General features: G+C 55.7%; 16 protein-coding genes and 4 pseudogenes. 4 read left to right on the top strand and 16 right to left on the bottom strand.

What is annotated here, in order from left to right; all coding sequences use genetic code 11:
• From pknB to B4113_RS17205, 13 genes are all read right to left on the bottom strand, one after another.
• Window positions 1-1,977 (bottom strand): Stk1 family PASTA domain-containing Ser/Thr kinase, encoded by a 1,977-nt coding sequence (gene pknB / locus B4113_RS17265; protein WP_033023249.1) that lies wholly within the window; start codon window positions 1,975-1,977, stop codon window positions 1-3.
• A gap of 5 nt (window positions 1,978-1,982) precedes the next feature.
• Window positions 1,983-2,732 carry a Stp1/IreP family PP2C-type Ser/Thr phosphatase gene (locus B4113_RS17260; RefSeq protein WP_061912706.1) on the bottom strand — a complete coding sequence of 250 codons (750 nt, stop codon included), beginning with the start codon at window positions 2,730-2,732 and terminating at the stop codon, window positions 1,983-1,985.
• 5 nt (window positions 2,733-2,737) lie between these two features.
• Window positions 2,738-3,838 carry a 23S rRNA (adenine(2503)-C(2))-methyltransferase RlmN gene (gene rlmN, locus B4113_RS17255; RefSeq protein WP_033022904.1) on the bottom strand — a complete coding sequence of 367 codons (1,101 nt, stop codon included), beginning with the start codon at window positions 3,836-3,838 and terminating at the stop codon, window positions 2,738-2,740.
• A gap of 3 nt (window positions 3,839-3,841) precedes the next feature.
• On the bottom strand, window positions 3,842-5,176 hold the full coding sequence (gene rsmB, locus B4113_RS17250) for a 16S rRNA (cytosine(967)-C(5))-methyltransferase RsmB (protein WP_061912705.1): 1,335 nt from the start codon (window positions 5,174-5,176) through the stop codon (window positions 3,842-3,844).
• Window positions 5,163-6,122, bottom strand: a complete 960-nt coding sequence (gene fmt / locus B4113_RS17245) for a methionyl-tRNA formyltransferase (protein ID WP_061912704.1) — start codon at window positions 6,120-6,122, stop codon at window positions 5,163-5,165. The genes rsmB and fmt overlap by 14 nt, the downstream gene beginning before the upstream one ends.
• Window positions 6,123-6,128: 6 nt before the next feature.
• Window positions 6,129-6,602 (bottom strand): peptide deformylase, encoded by a 474-nt coding sequence (gene def / locus B4113_RS17240; RefSeq protein ID WP_061912746.1) that lies wholly within the window; start codon window positions 6,600-6,602, stop codon window positions 6,129-6,131.
• A 17-nt stretch (window positions 6,603-6,619) separates the two neighbouring features.
• Window positions 6,620-9,025, bottom strand: a complete 2,406-nt coding sequence (gene priA, locus B4113_RS17235) for a primosomal protein N' (protein WP_061912703.1) — start codon at window positions 9,023-9,025, stop codon at window positions 6,620-6,622.
• On the bottom strand, window positions 9,022-10,227 hold the full coding sequence (coaBC, locus tag B4113_RS17230; protein ID WP_061912702.1) for a bifunctional phosphopantothenoylcysteine decarboxylase/phosphopantothenate--cysteine ligase CoaBC: 1,206 nt from the start codon (window positions 10,225-10,227) through the stop codon (window positions 9,022-9,024). The genes priA and coaBC overlap by 4 nt, the downstream gene beginning before the upstream one ends.
• A 49-nt stretch (window positions 10,228-10,276) precedes the next feature.
• Window positions 10,277-10,474: a DNA-directed RNA polymerase subunit omega gene (gene rpoZ / locus B4113_RS17225; protein WP_033017962.1), complete on the bottom strand. Its 198-nt coding sequence runs from the start codon at window positions 10,472-10,474 to the stop codon at window positions 10,277-10,279.
• A 2-nt stretch (window positions 10,475-10,476) separates the two neighbouring features.
• Window positions 10,477-11,094 (bottom strand): guanylate kinase, encoded by a 618-nt coding sequence (gene gmk / locus B4113_RS17220; protein ID WP_061912701.1) that lies wholly within the window; start codon window positions 11,092-11,094, stop codon window positions 10,477-10,479.
• On the bottom strand, window positions 11,091-11,384 hold the full coding sequence (gene remA, locus B4113_RS17215; RefSeq protein ID WP_033017959.1) for an extracellular matrix/biofilm regulator RemA: 294 nt from the start codon (window positions 11,382-11,384) through the stop codon (window positions 11,091-11,093). The genes gmk and remA overlap by 4 nt, the downstream gene beginning before the upstream one ends.
• A 38-nt stretch (window positions 11,385-11,422) precedes the next feature.
• Window positions 11,423-12,298: a YicC/YloC family endoribonuclease gene (locus tag B4113_RS17210; protein ID WP_061912700.1), complete on the bottom strand. Its 876-nt coding sequence runs from the start codon at window positions 12,296-12,298 to the stop codon at window positions 11,423-11,425.
• Between the two features lie 87 nt (window positions 12,299-12,385).
• Window positions 12,386-15,058, bottom strand: a complete 2,673-nt coding sequence (locus B4113_RS17205) for a calcium-translocating P-type ATPase, SERCA-type (protein ID WP_061912699.1) — start codon at window positions 15,056-15,058, stop codon at window positions 12,386-12,388.
• 255 nt (window positions 15,059-15,313) lie between these two features.
• Between B4113_RS17205 and B4113_RS17200 the strand changes: the two genes are divergently transcribed.
• The 3 genes and pseudogenes from B4113_RS17200 to B4113_RS19760 all read left to right on the top strand — a co-directional run bounded on the left by B4113_RS17200 (window position 15,314) and on the right by B4113_RS19760 (window position 18,547).
• Window positions 15,314-17,053: an NFACT RNA binding domain-containing protein gene (locus tag B4113_RS17200; protein ID WP_061912698.1), complete on the top strand. Its 1,740-nt coding sequence runs from the start codon at window positions 15,314-15,316 to the stop codon at window positions 17,051-17,053.
• A 470-nt stretch (window positions 17,054-17,523) separates the two neighbouring features.
• Window positions 17,524-17,860, top strand: a pseudogene (locus B4113_RS19235) (DUF4277 domain-containing protein); the annotation flags it as partial.
• Window positions 17,861-18,133: 273 nt separating this feature from the next.
• On the top strand, window positions 18,134-18,547 hold the full coding sequence (locus tag B4113_RS19760) for a hypothetical protein (protein WP_153017178.1): 414 nt from the start codon (window positions 18,134-18,136) through the stop codon (window positions 18,545-18,547).
• 272 nt (window positions 18,548-18,819) lie between these two features.
• Here B4113_RS19760 and B4113_RS17185 read toward each other — a convergent pair.
• Window positions 18,820-19,264, bottom strand: a pseudogene (locus B4113_RS17185) (transposase); the annotation flags it as partial.
• Window positions 19,263-19,471, bottom strand: a pseudogene (locus B4113_RS20865) (IS701 family transposase); the annotation flags it as partial. The pseudogenes B4113_RS20865 and B4113_RS17185, both read right to left, overlap by 2 nt.
• Before the next feature lie 107 nt (window positions 19,472-19,578).
• Between B4113_RS20865 and B4113_RS21315 the strand changes: the two are divergent.
• Window positions 19,579-19,767, top strand: a complete 189-nt coding sequence (locus tag B4113_RS21315; RefSeq protein ID WP_081897194.1) for a hypothetical protein — start codon at window positions 19,579-19,581, stop codon at window positions 19,765-19,767.
• A gap of 52 nt (window positions 19,768-19,819) precedes the next feature.
• On the opposite strand, the pseudogene B4113_RS17180 reads toward B4113_RS21315, so the two are convergent.
• Window positions 19,820-20,062, bottom strand: a pseudogene (locus B4113_RS17180) (IS701 family transposase); the annotation flags it as partial.

The raw sequence follows: 20,062 nt of genomic DNA, 5'->3' as shown, positions 1-20,062 counted from the left end.
TCACCTCTTTTTCTCATCGCCTTCTGGATAAGGAATCGATCCTTCCTCCTTCACCACCTGATTGACAATCACGCGATAGTAAGCCGCCTCGCCATAAGGAATGTGAAACTCCACCGTCTCCGTCACCGGTTTGGTCAATCGGTACGTTTTGTATGGCGTTGTCATATTATGGTTGGCATCTTGAATGTAGAGTTGCGCTTCCACCGTTTGCCCTTCTGCTGTCGGTTCGTACGGGATGGTAAGCTCTTTGATCACCGTTTTCGTCGGTTTTGGTTCCGGGCCGCGGGAAATGACGACCGTGACGGTGTCGCCTTTTTCCAACCGCTCTCCCGCCGCTGGGGTTTGCGATATAACGAGCCCCTCGGGCACCTCATCGGAATGCTCATACTTGATTTCGATGCGCAGCCCTTGGTCTTGGCCGTAATCGCGCACACTCTTTTCCGTATAGCCGGTCAAATCTTTGAGCGCCACTTTTTCCGGTCCGAGGCTGACGGTAAACATCACTTCGGTTTCATCCGGTACGACTTTGTCCCCGGCGTACGGGTATTGATCCAAAATCGTTCCTTCCGGCTTGTCGCTGTAGCGGCCGTTGCGCGTGATGCGAGAGAACCCTTCGGCGCGCAGCTCGGCCTCGGCCGCAGCGATGTCATCCCCAATAAAACTCGGAAATTCGATTTTCTTTTTTCCGGAGCTTTTATAAATGGTGACACCCGCCCCTTGTTTGACGGTCATACCGGCCTCCGGGCTCGTGCGCACCACTTTCCCTTCTTCGATCGTGTCGCTTTCGACATCAATCGTATCTTTGATCTCGAGGCCGAGCGCCGACAGCCGCTCAACCGCTTCATCATAATCTTTGTTGACGACGTTCGGCATCGTCACTTCTTTTGGAAAAACGAGGTCTGGAATCCACGTGAGCGCGCTCACAGCAGCGGCGCCAAGCAACAAAAGAATCGCCGCCAGCCAAGCGGCCCACTTCCACTTCCGTTTTCTGTTCGGCTTTGGCTGCTCGTCTTGTTGGGCCGATTCCGGCGCGGTTTTCTCAGCAGCAAACGTCTCCTGCGCGGACGCGGCGCTCTCTTTATCCTTAATAATCGGAACGGCTTTGGTCGCTTCCTCGCCGTCGTCGGGAATCGTAAATTTCGCCTCATTGCGCCGGCTTGGGTCGAGCGCCGTTCGGATATCTTCATTCATTTCCCGCGCCGATGGATAGCGATAAAACGGATCTTTGGCCATCGCTTTTAAAACGATATTCTCGACGCTTTGGGGAATCTCCGGATTCCACGCCCGCGGCGACGGCGTTTCTGCCTGCAAGTGCTTCAGCACGATGGACACGGCCGATTCGCCGGAAAACGGGAGCCGTCCGGTGAGAAGCTCAAACATGACGACCCCGAGCGAATAAATGTCCGACTTTTCCGTGGCGATGCCGCCGCGCGCCTGCTCCGGCGACAAATAATGGACCGAACCGAGCACGGAGTTCGTCTGTGTAATCGTTGTTCCGCTCATGGCCACAGCGATGCCAAAGTCCGTCACTTTCACACGGCCGTGCTCGTCAAGCAAAATGTTTTGCGGCTTAATATCGCGGTGAATGATGCCGTTCTCATGCGCGTGGGCGATCGCCGAGGTCAGCTGATCCATGATGCTAAGCGCCTGTTCGACCGGAAGCGGAGCGTGCTGCTGAATGTATTGCTTGAGCGTCGAGCCCTGCACATATTCCATGACGATATAATAGACGCCTTCTTCTTCGCCGACGTCATAAATGGAGACGATATGCTCATGGTTCAAGCTCGTCGCCGCCTGCGCTTCGCGGCGAAACCGCTTGATAAACCGGTCATCGTTGGCAAAATCAAGCCGGAGCACTTTGACGGCGACATCGCGCTCCAAAATGATGTCGCGCGCTAAATACACGTTAGCCATTCCGCCGCCGCCGATGAGGCTGATAATTTTATAGCGGTCATTCAGTCGTTTTCCAATGAGCACCATGATCACCCGCCTTCACGTTCCGCTGAAAAATCGATGACCGCCAGCGAAATGTTGTCTTCCCCGCCCCGCTCATTGGCTAGGTGGATGAGCGCCTCCGCTTTTTCCTCGAGCGTGCGGCCGCTTGTCAACGTATGGAGTAGGTCGGCTTCGGTCACTTTGTTGGACAAACCGTCCGAGCACAAAAGGAGCAAATCCCCCTCATCGATGGAAATCGTTTTGACGTCCAGCTTCACCATCGGCTCAGTGCCAAGCGCCCGCAAGAGCACGTTTTTGCGCGGATGATGCTCGGCGTCTTCCTTGGAAATTTGCCCGCTTTTGACAAGCTCGTTGACAAGGGAATGGTCATCCGTCAGCTGCTGAATTCCGCTTTGATTCAACAAATAGCAACGGCTGTCGCCGATATGGGCGATCGTGACAAACGCGTCGGCGCAAATCGCGCCGACGATCGTCGTCCCCATGCCTTGACATTCCGGATGCGAAAGCGCATGCCGAAACAGCTGGGCGTTGGCCGCCTCAATCTGCGTCTTGAGCCATTGCTCGGCCTCGGCCGGCGACGCAAGGCCGGGCGCTTCCTCCCACTGCGCCTGCAAATACGCCACCGCCATCGAGCTGGCCACATCGCCGGCTCGGTGGCCGCCCATCCCGTCGGCAACGACCGCTAAATATTGGCCGCTTTGATTGACAAACACACCGCCGCTGTCTTCGTTATGTTCGCGAATTTGCCCGATATCGGTTCGGAAAACGGCTCGCATCCGATTCACCTCGTCTCTTCTTTTCGCTCCTTCGCGCGAAGCTGTCCGCAGGCGGCATCGATGTCATGTCCGTGTTCGCGACGAATGGTCACGTTAATTCCATGTTTTTTCAACGCCCGTTCAAAGGCGAAAATTTGACTGCGCGGCGTGCGCACATAGTTGCGCTCCGGCACGTAGTTGACCGGAATTAAGTTCACATGGCATTTCAGCCCTTTGATCAGCTCAGCCAGCTGCTCCGCATGCTCAAGCTGGTCGTTCACCCCGCCGAACAATCCGTACTCAAACGTCACGCGCCGGCCGGTTTTTTCAATGTAATACCGAATGGCCTCCATCAACTTCGGCAGCGGATACGCCTTATTGATCGGCATAAGCTTCGTCCGCAGCTCAGTCGTCGGCGCGTGCAGCGAGACGGCGAAATTCACTTGCATCCCTTCATCGGCAAATTGGTAAATTTTCGGGATGATGCCGCTCGTGGAGACAGTAATATGACGAGCGCCGATGTTCAGCCCTTTCGGATGATTGACAATGCGCAAAAACGTCATCAGCGCGTCATAGTTGTCAAACGGCTCGCCGATGCCCATCACGACGATGCTGCTGACGCGCTCGCCTGTTTCATCGAGCGCCTTTTGCACTTGCACGACTTGGGCGACGATTTCGCCCGCCTCTAAATGGCGTTTCAGTCCGCCAAGCGTCGAGGCGCAAAACGTACAGCCGATGCGGCACCCGACTTGCGTCGTCACGCACACGGAATTCCCGTAGTTATGGCGCATGAGCACCGTCTCGATCGAATAGCCGTCATGCAGTTCAAACAAAAATTTGATCGTCCCATCTTTTGATGTCTGCTTCACAATCGTTTTCAATGTGGTGATGGAAAACGACGCGGCGAGCTGTTCGCGCAGCCGTTTGGGCAAGTTCGTCATCTCCGCAAAGTCGGTGACGCGCTTTTCGTACAGCCATTCGTAAATTTGTGTGGCACGAAACGGCTTTTCGCCGTGAGAGACAAGCCATTCTTTCAGTTCGTCAAGCGTCAGTGAATAAATCGACGGCAGCTGCGGCAACTGCTCTTCGCCGGTGGGCCGGCGGGCAGCTGGATGAACAATTTCCATTTTTTACACCTTCTTTCGTAACCGGGCGATAAAAAACCCGTCAGAATCAAAATGATGCGGCAGCAACTGAAGCATGCCGCCTTTCCCATGCGGCCGCACCGGTTCGGGCAGCCGTTCGAGGAGGCCAGCATCAAGGAAAAAGTCCGGATGGTCGGCCAAAAAACGGGTGATCGCGTCTTCGTTTTCCTCGCGCTCGACCGTGCATGTGCTGTAGACAAGCGCGCCCCCTTTTTTCAACAGCGGAGCGGCGGCCCGCAAAATGGCTTGCTGAATGTCGACAAGCGCCGCGACATCGTCTTTCCCTTTCGTATACTTGATTTCCGGCTTGCGGCGGATGACGCCGAATCCGGTGCACGGCGCATCGACTAAAATGCGGTCAAACGACTCGGGAGCGAACCGCTCGCCGAGCCGACGGCTGTCAAGAGCGAGCGCCGTGATATTGTCAAGGCCGAGCCGTTGCGCCTGCTGCTCAATGAGCTTCACTTTATGCTCGTGAATGTCGACGGCGACCACTTCGCCGCGGCCGTCCATCCGTTCGGCGATATGGGTCGTTTTCCCGCCCGGCGCCGCGCAGCAGTCGAGCACTCGCTCGCCGGGGGCCGGATCGAGCGCTCGGGCGACAAGCATCGAGCTTTCATCTTGAATCGTCAGCCAGCCGGCGCGAAACGCCTCCGTATGGGCTAAATTCCCTTTTTCCGCGCGAATGGCTTCCGGGGCGAGTTGACCTTGAACGGCCTTCACTCCTTCGCTGTCAAGCCGCTCAAGCGCCTCCTCTACCGTTGCCTTCAACCGGTTGACGCGGGCGGTCGATTGCGGCGGGCGCAAATTCGTCTCGCACATGCGCGCCGCCTCATCAAAGCCGTATTGTTCGATCCAGCGCCGGACGAGCCACTCCGGATGGCTCGTCGCGACGGCGAGCCGCTTTCCGGGATCGTGAATCGCATCAAGCGACGGCAGCCCCTCGCGGCCGATGGCGCGCAAAACGCCGTTCACGAGCGAAGCGATGCCGCGATGGCCGCGCCGCTTGGCGATTTCCACCGCTTCAAAAATGGCGGCGCGATCCGGAACGCGGTCCAAATAGACCATTTGGTACAAGGTCAGGCGAAGAAGCACCCGCACCCATGGCTCAAGACGGCGCGCCTTGCGCAAAAACGGCGTCAAATAATAGTCGAGCGTGTCGCGCCGCTGCACCGTGCCGTAGACGATTTCCGTCAGCAGCGCCGCATCGCGCCCGTCAAGGCGCCCTTTCCGGATGGCGTCATTCAGCTGCAAATGGCTGTAAGCTCCGTTTTGTTCGATAGCTAACAGCGTATCTAAAGCAAGTTCACGTACGTTCATTGTCCTCTCCTAGCTTCATGCCGACCGCCAGCCGGCTGCCGGCGCCGCGCAAAAACTCGCCGGCGGCCATCCGCTTTTTGCCGGCCGGCTGCAATTCAGTAATTTTAATGGCCGTCTCATTGCCGGTCGCAACGACGATGCCATCGTCCTCCAGCGCCACCATCGTCCCCGGCGGCGCTAGGCTTGGCGCCGGCACTTTTTCCCCCCACCAAATTTTCCAGACGTTCCCGCCGTAGGTCGTATACGTGACCGGCCACGGGCAGAAGGCGCGGATATGGTTGTAAATGGCCTCGCCCGGCTGCGTCCAGTCAATCCGCTCTTGTTCGCGCCGGATATTCGGGGCATAAGTCGCCTTCTCTTCGTCTTGCGGAACGGGCGTGACGGCACCTTCGAGCAAAAGCGGAAGCGTTTCTGATAATAGTTTCGCCCCGGCGGCGCTCAATTTATCATGAAGCGTGCCGACGGTATCGGTTTCTGCAATCGGCACCTCCACTTGCGCCAGCATGTCGCCGGCATCGAGCCGCTCGACCATGTACATGATCGTGACGCCCGTTTTCGTTTTTCCCTGCCAAATGGCGTAATGGATCGGCGCTCCCCCGCGCAGCTCGGGAAGAAGCGAGGCGTGAACGTTGATGCAGCCGTATTTGGGCGCATCGAGCAGCGCTTTCGGCAAAATTTGCCCAAACGCCGCCGTCACGATCAAGTCAGGCGCGAACGCCAGCACTTGTTCGTATTGTTCCGGGTCGCGAATTTTCGTCGGCTGCAACACCGGAATACCGTGCTTCTCTGCTTCTACCTTGACCGGTGGCGGAACGAGCTCGCGCTTTCGCCCTTTCGGCTTGTCCGGCTGGGTGACAACAGCTGCCACCCGATACCCGTCATCAAGCAGCTGCCGCAAAATCGGCACGGCAAAGTCAGGCGTTCCCATAAAGACAATGTTCGTCATTGGCATCTATCCTTCCAATTCTTCAAGATCGCAGTAACGGATCACTTTTGAGGTAAACAGCACGCCGTGCAAATGGTCGATTTCATGCTGAAGCGCGCGCGCCAAAAAGCCGGTCGCGGAGACAGTAAACAGGCGACCGCGCCGGTTTTGCGCCCGCACGTTCACGTACTCGGCGCGCGGCACTTCGCCAAACAGCCCTGGAAAGCTCAAGCAGCCTTCGACATCCACTTGTTCGCCGCGCGCCTCGACAATGACCGGATTGATGAGCTCAATCCGGCCGTGCTCATCGCCGACATCGACGACGGCCACCCGTTTGGCGATGCCGACTTGCGGGGCGGCTAGGCCAACCCCGTCTGCAGCCAGCATCGTCTCATACATATCGTCAAGCAGCCGACCGAGCTGGCGATCAAAGGCGGTCACCGGCGCGCACGGCTGTTCTAAAATCGGATTCGGATACGTCACAATCGGCAAAATCGACAACGCCATTCCTCCATTGTTCACATCATCATGTAAGGGTTCATATCGACGGTGATGGTGACGCCGCCATGGGCGGCATCCGTCTGATAACGGTCGATCACCGCTTTGAGCGCAGCTGACAAATTCGGTTCCCGCTTGTATTTTATCATGCATTGGTAGCGATATCGATCGTGAAGGCGGGCGAGCGGCGAAGCGACCGGTCCGAGAATGATCGCTTCGTTCGACAGCTGCTTGCGCAAATAGCCGGCGATTTTCTCCGCCGCTTTGGCCGCGGCCGGCGCTTCTTGATGAGCGGCCGTGATGAGCGTCAAATAGTAATAAGGCGGATAGCCGTGGGCTTTGCGCAGCGCCATCTCGCGCCGATAAAACGAACGGTAGTCATGGCGGGCGGCCAATTGAATGCTGTAGTGATCCGGCGTGTACGTTTGAATCACGACTTGGCCGGGCAGCTCGTGCCGTCCGGCGCGCCCGCTCACTTGCGTCAGCAGCTGGAACGTTTTCTCCGCAGCCCGGAAATCGGGCAGATGAAGCATCGTATCGGCGGCGAGCACGCCAACGAGCGTCACGTCAGGAAAATCAAGCCCTTTGGCGATCATTTGCGTGCCGAGCAAAATATCGGCTTCTTTCGCGGCAAAGCGGGACAACAGCTCCTCATGCGCCCCTTTCCGCCCGGTCGTATCGACGTCCATCCGGATGACGCGCGCCTTTGGCAACAACTTCGCCAACTCTTCTTCCACCTTTTGCGTGCCGGTGCCGAAAAAGCGGAGATGCTCCCCTCCGCACGACGGACAGCGAGGGACAAGCGGCTCTTCATGGCCGCAATAATGGCATTTCATCCGCTCTCCGGCGCGATGATACGTCAGCGAAATGTCGCAATGCGGACAACGGACGACATAGCCGCAGCTGCGGCACATGACAAACGTCGAATAGCCGCGCCGGTTTAAAAACAATACCGCCTGCTCCCCACGATCCAGCCGAAGGCGCAACTCATCAAGCAGCCGGCGCGAAAACATCGAGCGATTGCCGCTGCGCAGCTCCTCGCGCATATCGACCACATGAACGTCCGGCAAAGCGCGGTCGGCCACCCGCTCCGGCAGTTCGAGCAGCTCATACACTCCTTTGGCGGCGCGAGCGAACGTCTCGAGCGACGGGGTGGCGCTGCCGAGCACGACCGGACAGCCGTGGCGGCGAGCGCGGTAAATGGCGACATCGCGGGCATGGTAGCGCGGCATCTCCTCTTGCTTGTAGCTCGTCTCATGCTCCTCATCGATAATGATCATCCCTAAGTTTTCAAACGGGGCGAACACCGCCGAGCGCGCGCCGACGACAAGCTGCACCTCTTTGCGATGAATTTTCCGCCATTCGTCATATTTTTCGCCGACCGACAAGCCGCTGTGAAGCACCGCTACTTTCGGGCCGAACCGGCTTTTGAAGCGCTCAACCATTTGCGGCGTCAGCGAAATTTCCGGCACGAGCACGATCGCCTCTTTTCCTTGGCGCAACACTTCCTCGATCGCCTGCATATACACTTCCGTCTTTCCGCTGCCGGTGACGCCGTAAAGCAAAAACGTGCGATGTTCCCCGGCGCGCACTGAAGCGGTGATCTTCACCAACGCTTGCGCCTGCGCTGGGGTGAGCGCCAGCGGCTCGCTCGGCTGAAACGTGCGATGCGCATACGGATCGCGATACACTTCGACATCGCGAACAACAGCCAATCCTTTCTCCACAAGCGCCTTCAGCGGGGCAGAGGAAATGCCGAGTGTTGCTTGCAGTTTGGCAATGGGGACCGCTTCCCCCCGCTTGAGCAAAAACGACACCACTTCCTTTTGCCGCGCCGGCAGCGAATGAAGCGCCTGTTCCGCCTGTTCGGCCGAAACGGCAAGAGCGGCGGACTTCACCGTTTTCTTCCCCGCTTTGTCTTTCACGTTGTAAACGGCTTCGAGCACGCCTTGTTGCACCGCTTTTTGCGCCGCGCGCCATAAACCGGCGGCCTCAACCTCGTTCCACGCCACTTCCGTCCTTCCGGCAACCAGCGACTTCAACTCATCGGGAAGCTCGCCCCGTCTCTCCTCTTCTGCCAAACGGAGCACCTTCTCATATTTCGCTCGCATCGCCGCCGGCAGCATCGCCTGATAGGCGGAGATGGCAAAACAAAGCGTCGTTTCCGTCAAATGGCGGCCAAGATCAAGCAGCTCGCCGTTTAACACCGGCACGACATCAAGCACCTCTTCAATCGCCTTCAATGACTCGATCTCAGAATGATCTTTTACGTCCACAACAAACCCTTGCAATCGCCGCGCCCCAAACGGCACCGTCACCCGCATGCCCGGCTGAATCACGCCGCGCCAGCGTTCAGGAATCAAGTAGTCAAACGGACGGTCCGTCTGCCGTGTCGGAACGTCGACAATGACCGATGCCACTTTCATTGAATCCCCTCGATATAGGCATGAATTTCTTTTAAAATTTCCACCGCCGCCTCACGCTTGGACAGTAGAGGCAACCGGCGGACGGCGCCGTCACGGCGGAAAATGGTGACGATGTTCGTATCGCCGGCAAACCCCGCTCCCTCTTCGGTGACATCGTTGGCGACGACCAAGTCAAGCCGCTTTTCTTCCAGCTTTTTTCGCGCGTACTGTTCAAGATGGTCCGTCTCGGCGGCGAAACCGACTAAAATCTGGCTTGTTTTTCGCTCACCAAGCGCTTTCAAGATGTCCACGGTCCGCTCCATCTCGACCACATAGTCCCCTGGCTGCTTTTTGATTTTGGAGGCCGCCACATATTTGGGCCGATAATCGGCGACCGCCGCCGCTTTGATCACAATGTCCGTATCGGCAAAGCGGGACGACACGGCTTCATACATTTCTTCCGCCGATTCGACCATCACCGTCTCGACGCCATCCGGCGCAGAAAGCGCCGTCGGACCTGAAACAAGCGTCACCGAGGCGCCAAAGCGAGCCGCCGCTTCAGCGATGGCATAGCCCATTTTGCCGCTCGAATAATTGGAAAAATAGCGGACCGGATCAAGCCGCTCCCTTGTCGGCCCAGCGGTGACAAGGATGCGCCGACCGCGAAACAGCGGCGGATCATCAGCGAAAAACCGCTCGATATGGGCGATGATTTTCTCCGGCTCCTCCAGCCGCCCTTTGCCGATATAGCCGCACGCCAAATAGCCTTCCGACGGCTCGATAAACCGGTAGCCGAATTGGTAGAGCCGCTCGATGTTGGCTTGGACGGCCGGATGCTCGTACATATGGACGTTCATCGCCGGAGCGATCCAGACGGGCGCTTTCGTCGCCAAAATCGTCGTCGTCACCATATTGTCAGCGAGGCCGGCAGCCAGCTTGGCGATCGTATTGGCCGTCGCCGGAGCGACGAGAACGAGGTCGGCCCAATCGGCCAAATCGATATGAGCGATAACGGCCGGATTGTTTTCCGTGAACGTGTCGACATACACTTCTTGACGCGACAATGCTTGAAACGTCAGCGGCGTAATGAATTGGCACGCCCCTTCGGTCATGATCACTTTCACTTCGGCGCCGCGCTGGGTGAGCTGGCTGGTGAGCACCGCCGCCTTATAGGCCGCGACCCCTCCGGTGACGCATAACAAAATATGTTTTCCCCTAATCATCTCGGCCACCTCTCCATCTTAAAAAAATAACAACCTAACAGCTAGGTTGTTATTTTTCTTCCACTAATTCGACCTTGTCGCTGGCGATCTCTTCAAGCGCTTGGCCGACGAATTTTTTCGACACCGGCTTTTTCACCGTCAGCTCCGCGCCGTCTTGAAGCTCGCGCGCCCGCTTGGCCACCACGGTGACGAGCTTATACTTTGAATCGACTTTTTGCATCAGCAAATCGATGGAAGGGTACAACATCGTCATTCCACCTCCAACATTCGTTTATAGCGTTTGGCGACGCGCTCACGCCGACAATGCTCGGCGATGACGATCGCCTTGATCCGGTCGCAGGCGAGCTCCACTTCATCGTTCTCCACGACGTAGTCATACTCGTCCATCATTTCTAGCTCCTCCCTCGCCGCCCGCAGCCGGTTTTCAATCAGCTCTTTCGATTCGGTGCCGCGCCCGACGATCCGCTTCTCAAGCTCCTTGAGGCTTGGCGGCGCGAGGAAAATGAAGAGCGCTTCCGGAAACGCCCGCCGCACTTTCATCGCCCCTTGCACTTCGATCTCCAAAAACACGTCTTTCCCTTCGGCGAGCGTTTTCTCCACGTAGTCGATCGGCGTGCCATAGTAGTTGCCGACGTATTCCGCCCACTCGAGCAGCTTGTTTTCGCGGATCATTTGTTCAAACTGCTCGCGCGTGCGGAAGAAGTAGTCGACCCCTTCCACTTCGCCTTCGCGCGGCTTACGCGTCGTGACCGACACCGAATAATGAAGACTGATGTCCGGCCGCGAAAACAGCGCTTTGCGCACCGTTCCTTTGCCGACGCCGGACGGCCCTGACATGACGATCAATAGTCCCCGTTCGTTTTTCAACGTCCCAAACCCTGCCCTTCCTCGGAAAAATCATCGCTTCCGTATAAACGATTCGCCACCGTTTCCGGCTGCACGGACGACAAAATGACGTGATCGCTGTCCATGATGATGACGGCGCGCGTCCTCCGCCCATGCGTCGCGTCAACGAGCTTGCCGTTTTCCCGCGCATCCTGAATGATCCGCTTAATCGGCGCCGAATCGGGGCTGACAATCGTAATGATGCGGGCGGCCGACACCATGTTTCCATACCCGATATTAATAAATTTGACCATGACACGCCCACCTGCCATCTTTCCTATTGTTGCCGCCGGCAAGCCCGTTTAAACGGTTATTCGATGTTCTGCACTTGCTCGCGCATTTTCTCCAGCGCGCTTTTGATTTCGACGGCTTGCGCGGCAATGAAGCTGTCGTTCGCCTTGGCGCCGATCGTGTTCACTTCCCGGTTCAGCTCCTGCACCAAAAAATCGAGCTTCCGCCCAACCGGTTCGTCCATTTCTAAGGCGTCCGCCATTTGCGCCAAATGGCTGCGAATGCGTTTCAACTCCTCATGAATATCCGCCTTTTCGGCAAACAGCGCCACTTCGGCGAGCAAGCGCGCTTCATCGATCGGAGCAGGCGCCCATTCGCGCAGGCGGCGCTCAAGCCGCTCGCGATATTGTTCAGCGACAAGCGGCGCGCGCTGCTCAATGGCGACAACGCTCGCTTCAATTTCTCGGAAACGCTCCCGCAAATCGGCAGCGAGCGCCTCCCCTTCGCGCCGGCGCATAGCGGCAAGCGCCTTGGCCGCCTCATCGACCGCTGCCAACAGCAGCGGCTCAACCTCTTCATTGCCGCTTTCCTCTTCCATCACTTCCACGACTCCGTCCAACCGAAACAGATCGGCTGCCGTCACGCCGCCGTCTAGAGCGAACCGCCTTGCTGCCTCTTCGCAGCCGGCGCGATACTGCGAAAGCAGCTCCCAATCGATATGTATGCGCCGCTTGACCAGCCCGTCGCCGGCGATCGTGACGAACACTTCCACTTTTCCGCGCCGCACGTACGATGAAATTGCTTTTTTTATTTTATCCTCAAACACGAGCCATTGTCTAGGGAGGCGGATGGAAATTTCGCAAAACCGATGGTTGACGGATTTCATTTCCACCGCCACCGTCAAACGGTCTGTTTTTTTCGTGCTCGCCCCAAAACCTGTCATGCTGTAAACCATGCCATCACATCCGTTGCTGTCATGATGAAAAAGAAAAGGTCATAGAGCTTGCCTCTATCACCTTTTTCATTATACCATAATCACGTTTTATTTTCTCGCCCGAAACGAGCCAGCAAACAAAAATGTCGGCAAGGCGGACAGACCGACGATGAGCAGCCAATCGACCGCGGCGAGCGGCTTCGTATGGAACACCGCAGCGAGCGGCGGATAGTAGATGACAACCAACAGCAAGGCAAGCGACACGGCCACCGCTGCGACAAGATACATGTTCCCGAATGGACTGCGGTCAAAAATCGAACGATCGCAGCGGCAGTCAAACACATGGATGAGCTGCGCCAGCACCAACGTCGCAAACGCCGCCGTCTGGGCGTAAACGAGATCCTCGCCGCTCCGTTCATAGGCCGTCAAAAACGCGGCCAACGTCACCGCGCCGATCAAAACGCCGCGGCTTATGATTTTCCAGCCGAGCCCACGCGCGAACACCCCTTCATCGGGGCGGCGCGGCGGCCGCTTCATCACGTTTTCTTCCGGCCGGTCGAGCCCGAGCGCCATCGCTGGTAAACCGTCGGTGACAAGATTGACCCACAAAATTTGAATCGGCACGAGCGGCAGCGGCAACGCCAGCAACATCGCAAACAACATGACAAGAATTTCCCCGACGTTCGAGGCGAGCAAGTAACGGATAAACTTGCGAATGTTTTCGTAAATGTTGCGCCCTTCTTCAATCGCAGCCTCAATCGTCGCAAAGTTGTCATCCAACAAAACGAGCGACGCCGCCTCTTTCGCCACTTCTGTCCCCGATCGGCCCATGGCGACGCCAATATCGGCTGCTTTCAGCGCAGGCGCATCGTTTACCCCGTCCCCGGTCATCGCGACGATATGGCCGCGCCGTTTGAGAGCGTTGACGATTTTCAGCTTATGCTCCGGAGCAACGCGGGCGAACACGTAAATGTCATCGACGGCGCGTTCCAACTCATCGACCGATAACTTCGAAAGCGTCGCCCCGTCCATCACTTGGCCGCCGGGCGGGAGCACGCCCAGCTGTTTGGCGATGGCGGTGGCGGTCAACACGTGGTCACCGGTGATCATCACCGTTTTCATGCCCGCTTCTTTGCAGCGCGCCACCGCTTGCTTCACCTCAGGCCGCGGCGGATCGATCATGCCGGCGACGCCGAGGAACCGCAGCTTTGTTTCCGCCTCCTTCTCCGACCCGATCCGTTCTGTCTCCGCAAGCGGCCGGTACGCGACGGCAATCGTGCGCAAGGCGGAAGACGCCATCTGCCGAATCGCCTTCTCAATCGTCTCTTTCCAAGCCGGCGTCAGCACCTGTTCGCGGCCGTTCCATTCAAGGCGGTCCGCCCGCTCAAGCAGCACATCGGGCGCCCCTTTTGTCACGACCAATCGGCGGCCGTTTCGGTCGCGAACGATCACCGTCATCATTTTTCGCTCCGAATCAAACGGAAACTCCTGCTCGACCGTATACTCGCGCCAAACCGTCCCTTTCGTCAATCCCGCTTTCGCCGCCGCGACGAGCAGCGCCCCTTCGGTCGGATCGCCGTCGACATAGCGCCGCCCGTTTTCCTCTTTCAACTCCGAACGATTGCAAAGCACCGCCATCGTCAATAGGCGGGCGATCTCGGGAACGCGGGTTGGATCCACCGCCCGGCCCCGTTCGGAAAACTCGCCGGCCATGTCAAAGCCAACGCCGCTGACCGCAAATGTCCGTCCGCCTGCCCATACTTGCGTGACAGTCATCATGTTTTCCGTCATCGTCCCCGTTTTGTCGGAACAAATGACCGAAGCGCAGCCGAGCGTTTCCACCGCCGGAAGCTTGCGGACGATGGCGTTTCGTTTGATCATCCGCTGCACGCCAAGCGCCAAGACGACCGTCACAATGGCCGGCAACCCTTCCGGAATAGCGGCAACAGCGAGCGATACGCCGGCCAAAAACATTTCATATACGTCGTGTCCTTGAGCGACCCCGACGGCCACCACCATGGCCGTCAGCGCTAAGGCGACGACCAGCAAAATTTTCCCAAGCTGCTCGAGCCGGCGCTGAAGCGGGGTTGCTCCCGCATCCGCCTCTTCAAGCATCGTCGCGATTTGCCCCATCGCCGTTTTCATCCCCGTGGCGATGACAATCCCGATCCCATTCCCTCTTGTCACCAGCGTCCCCATAAACGCCATATTGTGCAAATCACCTAACGACGCCTGGGCGGTGCGCAGAGGGGCAGCCGATTTGGCCACCGGCACCGATTCGCCCGTCAGCGCCGACTCCTCAATTTCCAAGCCGGCCGCCTCAATCAAACGGACGTCGGCCCCGACCCGGTCGCCGCTTGCCAGCCGCACCACATCGCCGACAACAAGCTCGCGCGCCGGGACTTTCACCCACTCCCCGCCGCGCAGCACCACCGCTTGCGGCGCCGACAACCGTTTTAAAGCAGCGAGCGACTTTTCCGCCCGCCGCTCTTGAATAAACCCGAGGATGGCGTTCATGATCACGATGACGACAATCGCCACCGCATCGACGTACTCGCCCAAAAGCGCCGAAATCACCGTTGCCAACAGCAGCACCAACACCATAAAATCTTGAAACTGGCGAAAAAAGACGACGATGGCTGACTCCTTCTTCCCTTCCGCCAGCTCATTGTACCCGAACTGCCGCAGCCGCTTTTCCGCCTCGGCTGCGGTAAGCCCGGTCTTGACGTTCGTCTTCGTTTCGTGCGCGACATCGCTGGCCGCGAGCGTATGCCACTGCATTAGTCTCCCCTCCATCTCTCCGTCTTTTCAGCGCACTGTTTCCGCTTTTCTATGCTTATTCACTCCTGTCCAAAAAAATGATCGATTGGGCGGCATAAACAAACGACTGAAATCGCTTTGCCGCGCATTTCCTTTTTATATAACCGTTTGGATGAACATCGCCCTTCATCCCCCGAAATGTTCGCAAAAATGTTCAACAGAGCGGATCTATGGTAAGATCGAAGTAGTAACGAAACAAATAGAAAGGTGTTTTCCATGTCGTTTGACGGAGTGTTTACGTACGTTATTGTCGGGGAACTCGAAGAGGCGCTTGCGGGCGGGCGGATCACAAAAATTCACCAGCCGTCGGCGCATGAGATCGTCATGCTCGTGCGCGCCCGCGGCCGTAACCATAAAGTGATGCTGTCGGCGCATCCGACGTACGCACGCGTCCATTTGACAAACGAAACGTACGACAACCCGCCCGAGCCGCCGATGTTTTGCATGCGGCTGCGCAAACAGTTGGAAGGAAGCATCATCGAAACGGTCCGCCAAGTCGATTTTGACCGCATCATCACGATCGACACAAAGGGACGCGACGAACTCGGCGACGTGCAAACAAAGCGGCTCATCATCGAAGTGATGGGTCGCCATAGCAACATCATCCTCGTTGAGGCATCGACCAACACGATCATCGACAGCTTGAAACATTTGCCGCCGTCCGTCAACCGCTACCGGACGGTGCTCCCGGGGCACCCGTACGTCGCCCCGCCGACGCACGGCAAGCTGAACCCGCTTGAGGCGACGGAAGAAACGGTGCTGAAAAAACTGGATTTTCACGCCGGCAAGCTCGCCCATCAGCTCGTTTCCGCCTTCAGCGGCCTTTCACCGCTGTTCGCCAACGAGGTCGTCTTCCGCGCCGGGCTCGCCAACCGGGCGACGCTGCCGAAAAGCTTCCTCGCGCTCATCGATGACGTCCGGCACCGCCGCTTTGCCCCGATGATGTACACGAACGGGGAAAAAGAATGGTTTTACGTGTTGCCGCTTACGCACATAAAAATCGAAGGCCAACCGTTTGCGAGCGCCAGCGAGCTGCTCGACCGCTTTTACTTCGGCAAAGCCGAGCGCGACCGCGTCAAGCAGCAAGCGCATGACATCGAGCGGCTCATGGCGAACGAAAAAGCGAAAAACGAAAAAAAGCTCCTCAAGCTCGAACAGACGCTCGAAGAAGCCAAAAAAGCCGACGTTTACCGACTGTACGGGGAGCTGCTCACCGCCCATTTGTACGCCATCAAGCGCGGCATGACGGAAATCGAAGTCACCAACTACTATGATGAAAACGGCGGCACGGTCACGATTCCGCTCGACCCGCAAAAATCGCCGTCGGAGAACGCGCAACAGTACTTCCAAAAATACCAAAAAGCGAAAAACTCGCTCGCCGTCGTGCAAGAACAAATCGAGCGGACGAAAGAAGACATCGCCTATTGCGACACGATTTTAAGCCAGCTCGAAACCGCCTCGCCGAAAGATGTCGAGGAAATCCGCGACGAGCTCATTGAACAAGGCTACTTGCGCCCGCGCACGGCGAAAGGAGCGAAAAAGCGCAAACCAACCGTGCCCGAGCTGGACCGCTACATCGCCAGCGACGGCACGGAAATAGTGGTCGGCAAAAACAATAAACAAAACGACTATCTCACGACCAAACTCGCCCATAAGGACGAGGTTTGGCTGCATGTGAAAAACATTCCCGGCTCGCACGTCGTCATCCGGAGCAAGCAGCCGTCTGACGGGACGCTCTTGGAAGCGGCGAACCTGGCCGCCTACTTCAGCAAAGCCCGCCACTCCGGCTCCGTGCCGGTCGATTACACGCGCGTCCGCTACGTGAAAAAACCGAGCGGCGCCAAGCCAGGGTTTGTCATTTACGAAAACGAACAAACGCTCTACGTCACACCGGACGAAGAGCTCGTCCGCGCCATGAAACAGCGGCAAAAAGAACACGCGGCGAAACAGCCGTAAACAAAGAATGTCCCTATAGCCATGATTGTCTTGATATGGTAATGTTTCTACTTGAGAAACGATTCCGAGAAGCGGTTGCGCGAGTAAATCCGCCACATCTCGGCTGAGACTTTTTTCAACGTTCGGGCCCCGGCGTCGATTCGTAGCATAAACCATCCCGCCGCTACGGGGAGCGGCGGGCTCTATTCGTTCCCGCGCGTTATTTCACCTGTACGACAATGGAGCCCGGCAGCCAGTCATGACGAATCACCATGATCAGCTGCTCCGCACTCTTTGGCACTTCAAACCTCACATTTCGCACCCTTGCGACAAAAATTGGGAGGATTTTTTGTTTCCATTGTCGAATGGATCCTTCACATCCAAGGAAAGCAAAGAAGTTTCTACACCATGAGCATTCAAATCCGTGCCATTTATGGTGGTTGTCATTTAGAATAAGTATCCTGTTCAAAGATCTTAACCTTCCTCAGTTGATGGATCATCTCGTTCCCGTGGCTCCACAATGCCAAACTCGAGCCAGCGATATCGTCAAACTAATCATTCTGGATATCTTGAGCGACCCCGGCAAGCGCTTGTTCATGGGGAACAATGGGCGCATGACATCGATTGGCCGAAGCGGATTCGGCCAGGGCTGGAGCCGTCTTGGTTCAACGACGATGCCATCGCGCGTCATTGGGATCGACGGTATGAGGCGAATCTCCATCAAGCCCTTTCGTCTTGCCTCGTGCAGATCGACAAGAAAGAAGGCCTTCTCTTCGCGTCTTCCACGCCAATGCGACGAACAAAACCGTTTACGGCGCGTATGAATCGGGGGGTGGGGACAATCGCTGCTTGACGGCAGCGCTGGTGGATATTTGGTCCATCACGCCCACATTCTCGCATTTACGGGATAGAGCTCCCGCTTGCGGTACGCGCTTTCTGCCGTTCAGTCGCCCCGCCCCCTTCCCACTCGACTGAAAGATAAATTGATGGAGCAGGCAAGCCTATGTATTTTTTTGCAATTACCTGAATTTTTTGTTTACAAGAAACAAGGAGTTTTAGGTATAATAAGGTTAAGTAGGGAAAATAGTAAAGTGGACCAAAGTGGCTAAAACTGCGGTTAGTGAAATTGAATTATCATCTGATTCGATGAATGTAACCGCTTCTTCTCTGTCTTCAAGTAGTGCATATAGGATTGTTACTAATACAGGGACAATGTGGGTTCTTGGGATTCCTGTTACGGAATATGTTATTGAAGGTAAATACTATTACAATAGTGATGGAGTAACTTCAGTGATTTATACAAAGGCTTATGTCAGTCATAATTATAATCCTGCTGTTGTTACTGATAAAGTGTGGGAAAGTGGATATGTTAGCAATAAAAAATATTATGGAGATGCTATGTTTTACTATAAAATTGGCTTGGGCTCAATAGGTCTTGGGCAGTTAGGGAATGTATATATTGGTGTTGTTGGGAATAAAAACGGAGTAGAGAGCGGATATTTTTACACTAAATAATATTTTTTGCTTCTTTACCAAAAGCTTATGCTTCCAAAAACTAACAAACTAATATTTTGGCATATACTTGTTCAGACAAGTGTATCATTTATCAAGTGCGTGTTGCGGTGATGAACCTATTTTTGGGGGGAGTAATGTTGAAAAAAAATGGATGGTTATACTCCTTTCAGTAATATCACTATTTTTAGTATTGATGGCTTTAGGTATATATGCTTTCTATTCTGTTAAAGGATAATCGTAAATTATCACTTTACCCGTGGTGCTGTTGAGCATTAGAACTCAACTAGCCCGAGTGTGGCCAGTGAATAGGCTAACCATATGCCGTCGAGCGCTACGTCAAATCCGATCATGGAATTCGCTCGAATCTCTGTAATCCGGTATTGGTCAACCAGAACCAAGAACACCGTCCGATCATTTTTACGTTTTGGTTGGATCCACTTCTCCCATGCCCCGGACGGGTGATGGTTCTGGTTTTTTCGAGACGGAGTCCAAAGCGCCATTGGGTATGCTTCGTATAGCCTTTTTTGCCAGTCGCGTCTAATGAACCCCTTGTCCCCGAGGTGATAGGGATGAGGAATTTGGATTATCACGCTTTCGGCTGCGATTCGATCGCGGCAGGAGGCTTCCGTCACCACATATCCCATTGGCAAACCTTGATCGGTCAATTGAAGGTGCAGTTTCCATCCGCCGTACCATTGCTTTTTTTGAAGCGCAATACGACGCTGTGTCCTTTCCGAGAGCGAAGAAGCTCCAGTCCGGAAGAGATGTCTTGTTGAGATTCCGCGATGCTGGATACGCAGGCGAACAGCACCACGGCCCCATACCGTTTCACCACCAGAACGTGGCGAACACGGTACCACCTGGCTTCAGCTGGTCTTTGGCCTGTCGGAAAACGCATTCGATCGTCCAGCGGTGGGCGTAGTAACCATGAGGCATGAACCTCCTTGTGGGTAGTTGGTGGTACATCGATTCTAACCAAGGAATCGGGTTCATGTCTCCTTTTTTATTTGTTTGTAAATTTATGTTAGCGAATTTGCTCATCTACAGGAGATTATAAAGAAGTCGCTACTGTATTAAAATATCTAAGGAAAAAGCCGGTGAGTTTATTAACTAACAACCCACTAAAAATTAAGAAGATGAAAGAGTATGGTATTAATATTTTAGAGAGCATTCCAATCTATGGTGATATCACAAATGATAATTTTAAATACTGTAGATGAGCATTTTTCATTACAATAATTTCCATGCCCTAAGAGACAAACAGGGTACCCCTTAGGCGACATGGAGCTGTTTTTTGATCACATCAATGGGAATCTCTTGCTTCGCGGCATCGTAGATGAACTCGACGATGCTGTGCCCTTTCCGAGACCGAAGAAGCTCCAGGCCGGAAGAGAGGTCTTGTTGAGATTCCGTGATGCTGTATACGCAGGCGAACAGCACCACGGCCCCATACCGTTTCACCACCAGAACGTGGCGAACACGGTACCACCTGACTTCAGCTGGTCTTTGGCCTGC

The organism is Geobacillus sp. B4113_201601 (assembly GCF_001587475.1).
Classification (GTDB): domain Bacteria; phylum Bacillota; class Bacilli; order Bacillales; family Anoxybacillaceae; genus Geobacillus; species Geobacillus icigianus.
Note: the sequence above shows the minus strand (reverse complement) of the source record. Positions and strands in the feature narration are given on the sequence as shown.

Excerpts from the sequence above, each read along its gene's own strand:
- B4113_RS17260 (WP_061912706.1), bottom strand. The coding sequence starts at position 2,732 with ATGCGAGCCGTTTTCCGAACCGATATCGGGCAAATTCGCGAACATAAC.
- rlmN (WP_033022904.1), bottom strand. The coding sequence starts at position 3,838 with ATGGAAATTGTTCATCCAGCTGCCCGCCGGCCCACCGGCGAAGAGCAG.
- rsmB (WP_061912705.1), bottom strand. The coding sequence starts at position 5,176 with ATGAACGTACGTGAACTTGCTTTAGATACGCTGTTAGCTATCGAACAA.
- fmt (WP_061912704.1), bottom strand. The coding sequence starts at position 6,122 with ATGACGAACATTGTCTTTATGGGAACGCCTGACTTTGCCGTGCCGATT.
- priA (WP_061912703.1), bottom strand. The coding sequence starts at position 9,025 with ATGAAAGTGGCATCGGTCATTGTCGACGTTCCGACACGGCAGACGGAC.
- coaBC (WP_061912702.1), bottom strand. The coding sequence starts at position 10,227 with ATGATTAGGGGAAAACATATTTTGTTATGCGTCACCGGAGGGGTCGCG.
- rpoZ (WP_033017962.1), bottom strand. The coding sequence starts at position 10,474 with ATGTTGTACCCTTCCATCGATTTGCTGATGCAAAAAGTCGATTCAAAG.
- remA (WP_033017959.1), bottom strand. The coding sequence starts at position 11,384 with ATGGCAGGTGGGCGTGTCATGGTCAAATTTATTAATATCGGGTATGGA.
- B4113_RS17210 (WP_061912700.1), bottom strand. The coding sequence starts at position 12,298 with ATGGTTTACAGCATGACAGGTTTTGGGGCGAGCACGAAAAAAACAGAC.
- B4113_RS17205 (WP_061912699.1), bottom strand. The coding sequence starts at position 15,058 with ATGCAGTGGCATACGCTCGCGGCCAGCGATGTCGCGCACGAAACGAAG.
- B4113_RS17200 (WP_061912698.1), top strand. The coding sequence starts at position 15,314 with ATGTCGTTTGACGGAGTGTTTACGTACGTTATTGTCGGGGAACTCGAA.